Source organism: uncultured Anaerotruncus sp. (genome assembly GCF_902490045.1).
Classification (GTDB): Bacteria; Bacillota; Clostridia; order Oscillospirales; family Ruminococcaceae; genus Anaerotruncus.
The window spans coordinates 1-3,243 of sequence record NZ_CABUCJ010000180.1; the positions used below are offsets into that span (position 1 = coordinate 1).

Annotated in this window: 3 protein-coding genes and 1 other RNA gene; all 4 read right to left on the reverse strand. The window is 64.4% G+C overall.

All coding sequences use genetic code 11. The features are described 5' to 3' along the window. Positions 1-1,147 (reverse strand): DNA polymerase III subunit gamma/tau (gene dnaX / locus RDM88_RS12350; RefSeq protein WP_308755126.1); only part of this gene is annotated, 1,147 nt, incomplete at its 3' end. Positions 1,148-1,207: 60 nt separating this feature from the next. After that, positions 1,208-1,305: signal recognition particle sRNA small type (gene ffs / locus RDM88_RS12355), an RNA gene on the reverse strand. Between the two features lie 85 nt (positions 1,306-1,390). After that, the gene (locus RDM88_RS12360; protein WP_308755127.1) at positions 1,391-2,257 is read right to left on the reverse strand and encodes a DegV family protein; all 867 of its coding nucleotides are present in this window, start codon (positions 2,255-2,257) and stop codon (positions 1,391-1,393) included. 119 nt (positions 2,258-2,376) lie between these two features. Beyond that, a partial coding sequence (locus RDM88_RS12365; protein WP_308755128.1) for a penicillin-binding transpeptidase domain-containing protein occupies positions 2,377-3,243 on the reverse strand: 867 nt, incomplete at its 5' end.

A 3,243-nucleotide genomic window follows, 5' to 3' on the forward strand; every position in this document is an offset into this window, starting at 1 on the left:
CCCCGGCGCGCACCGTCCGTTCGAGCTTCTCGAGGCGTTCGCCCAGCGCTTCCAGGCCGCCGCCCATCTGCTCGTCGCACAGCCGCACGACCGCCATTTCAAGCTCGGTGCGCTTGAAGGCAGTGCGGGAGAGCCTGCCCAGCGTGTCGCCGAGCAGGTCGAGGGAATAGAGGATCCTCGTGAGCGGCAGGTCCTTCGCCTGGGCGCGCAGCCGTTCGAGATCCTCCGGCGTGCCCTGCACAAGGTCGTCCGGCTCGCGGACGGTCTTGACGATCATCAGGTCGCGGTAGTGGCCGACAAGCTGTTCGCAGAGGCGGGAAAAGTCGATGGAGTTCTCGCTGAGCCCGCCGATGACGGCGAGCGCCCCGGAGGGATCGCGGCCGTTTACCGCGTCGGCGAGGTCGAACAGGTGCGACTGCCCGGCAAGCCCGGCGGCCTCTGTGACGGTGGAGAGGGTGATCTCCTTCCCGTAGGAGGCGCACAGGTCGAGCAGCGACAGCGCGTCGCGCATGCCGCCGTCCGACAGCCGCGCGATGAGCAGCGCCGCGTCGTCCGCGAGGGAGAGGCCCTCCTCACCCGCCACATAGAGCAGGCGGTCGGCGATCGTGCGGGATTTGATCCGCTTGAAATCGAACCGCTGGCAGCGGGAGAGGATGGTCGGCAGCACCTTGTGGATTTCAGTGGTGGCGAGGATGAAGATGACGTGCGCGGGCGGCTCCTCGAGAATCTTGAGCAGGGCGTTGACCGCGCCGGGCGAAAGCATGTGGCACTCGTCCAGGATGTAGACGCGGTACCGGACCGACGCCGGGAGGAAATACGCCTCCTCCCGGAGCTGGCGGATGTTGTCCACGCCGTTGTTGCTGGCCGCGTCGATCTCGACCACGTCGAGCACCGAGCCGTCGTCGATTCCACGGCAGGCGGCGCACTCGTTGCAGGGGTTGCCGTCCACCGGACGCTCGCAGTTGACCGCCTTGGCCACGATCTTGGAGCAGGTGGTCTTGCCCGTCCCGCGCGAGCCGGTAAAGAGGTAGGCGTGGGAAAATTTTCCCGCGGCGACCTCGTTTTTGAGGGTCGTGGTGATGTGCTCCTGCCCGACCACCTCGTCGAAGGTCTTCGGCCGCCATTTGCGGTAGAGCGCCTGATACATCGATTCCCACCACCTTTCCGTAAGAAGAAAAAAACGCAAAACTGTGTGCCCACATATGCGGACATGCAGATTACCTGCGGCACACATCACAACCGCTTAATGCTGCTCGGTTCCCCGCCTGACATGGTTCACGGCGCTCTGTCGCACAGGACCCGCATACCCGCATGTCTGGGCACACAATGTCTTGCGTATGCTGAACTAGGATATTATACCACGGTATTGGTAAAATTTCAAGATTGGATTTTACTTGTACTTGGCGTAGAAAAAGAGCGCGACGGTCCCCGGGCCCGAGTGGGCGCCGATGACCGGGCCGACGTAGCTGATCGTATAGTCCTTGAGGCCGAAGCGCCTGCACACCTCGTCGGCCACGAACTGGGCGTCGTCGATGCAGTCTCCGTGGCTGATGGCGAACCGGTCGCACTTCTCCGGGTCCATCTGGCGCGCCATGCCCTCCACCAGCCCGAGCAGGGAGTTGCGGCGGCCGCGCACCTTCCCGGTGGGGATGAGCCTGCCCGCGTCGTCGACGTGGAGGAGCGGCTTGATGCCGAGCATCGTGCCGAACACGGCGGCCGTCTTGGAGACGCGCCCGCCGCGGTGGAGGTGGTTGAGGTCGTCAACGGTGAAGAGGTGCGCCTGGTGGAAAATATCCTCCTTGATCCGCTCGGCGTTCTCGTCGAGGCTGAGGCCCTGCTCCCTGTACATGACGGCGCGCGCCACGAGCATCCCCTGCCCCGCCGAGGCGGCGAGGGAATCAAGCACGATGATCCGCTGGGTGGGATACTGGGGCGCGAGCTCCTCGGCGGCAAGCCGGACGCTGTTGTAGGTGCCGGAGAGCGCGGAGGAAAACATGACGCAGAGCAGGTCGCTGCCCGCGTCGAGCAACGGGGTCAGGGCGCGCACGGCGTCCTCGATGTTGACCTGCGCGGTGATCGGCATTTCGCCCGCCCGCACCATGTCGTAGAAAGCGGGGCGGGAAAGCGACGGATCGTTGCAGGGCCTGGTGACGCCGCCGATCGTGTAGGTCAGTTCCAGCTCCACGATATGGTTCTCGGCCGCAAACCCCGGAATCATATCCGCGCAGGAGTCGGTAACGATGACATAAGGATTCATGTGAGTCCCCTCCCAACAGGAATTGCCAATTTTTCACCATTATACCACAAATCCCGCTCCTGTACCATAAGAAATCATCCACCGGGGGCCATTTTTCTTCGATATCCCGGCACGCCCGCCTATTTCCCCTGCCGCTGCATCTCGGTGACCAGGATGCCGTCCGCGATCTTGCGGAAGATGGGGGCTGCGGCGTCCTCGCCCGATTTGCCGTCCTCCGCCAGCACGACCACCGCGTATTTCGGGGTGTCCGCCGGGAAATAGCCCGCGAACCACGCGTGCACGACTTCGCTCTCCTCCACGCCCGGTTCCAGATAGATGCCCGTCTGGGCGGAGGCCGTCTTGCCGCCCGCGCCCACGCCTGCGACCGTCGGCTTGGCCTTGACGCCGCTTCCCACCTCGACGTTGTTGACCAGCGTCTCCCGCAGGATGTCGGAGGTGCGCTTGGAAAAGACGCGGCTGGGGGCGTAGGCGGCCGTGTGCTCATAGTAGGTTTTCCCGTCGTCGGTGAAGCCCTCGACGAGTCGGGGCGTCACCGCAAAGCCGCCGTTGGCCACTGCGGACATCATCTGCGCGATCTGGATAGGGGTGGCCGTGAGGGAGCCCTGCCCGAAGGAGAGGTTCGCGACAGCCGCGTCGCTCTCCAGCTCGGCGTCGGAGGGCAGGGTCCCGCTCTGGGTGCGGATGTCGTCGGTGAACTGGGCCGCGCGGGTAAAGCCGATCTCCCGCGCCATTGAGACGATGTTCTTGCCCCCCGTCTCAAGCCCGAGATGGATAAAGAAGGGGTTGCAGGAGATTTCGATCGCCTTCTTGAGGTCGATGCTGCCATGCCCGTTGCGCCAGTGGCAGTAGAAGATATGCCCGCCGACGTCCGCGTACCCCTCGCAGGTGTACCGCTCATAGCGGCTGACGCCGCTTTCGAGCGCGGCGGCCGCCACCACCAGCTTGAAGGTCGAACCGACGTTATACTGCGAGAAGGCGCGGTTGAC